Raw genomic sequence first — 337 nt, 5'->3', positions numbered from 1 at the left:
GAGTATCGACAAGTACCGATGGTTGCATCCATCGAGACTACTGGATACATTGCACACTGTTCGATCGAGGGACGCCGATGAAAGCGGTTTCTGGTGGACGAGCTTCCTGTGGTCGTGGTCGGGGCGGGACCGGTCGGGTTGGGGGCGGCGGCACACTTGCTGGGACGCGGCTTGCGGCCGTTGGTGCTGGAAGCGGGCCCGCAGGCGGGCGCGGCGGGGGCGCAGGGGCGGCACGGGGGGTTGTTCTCGCAGTGGTCCGAGCTCGTCGACCCGGCCGCGCGCCGACTGCTGGAGCCCACCGGGTGGCGTGCGCCCGACCCTGACGGCTACCCGACCG

At 69.7% G+C, this 337-nt stretch carries 1 protein-coding gene; it reads left to right on the top strand.

The genetic code is table 11. From position 1 onward, the window contains the following. Positions 1-93: 93 nt before the first annotated feature. Positions 94-337: FAD-dependent oxidoreductase (locus ADK67_RS13445; protein ID WP_157620254.1), on the top strand; the 244-nt coding region annotated here is incomplete at its 3' end.

The organism is Saccharothrix sp. NRRL B-16348, assembly GCF_001280085.1.
Lineage (GTDB): Bacteria > Actinomycetota > Actinomycetes > Mycobacteriales > Pseudonocardiaceae > Actinosynnema.
This window is presented reverse-complemented; position numbering and strand designations above follow the sequence as displayed.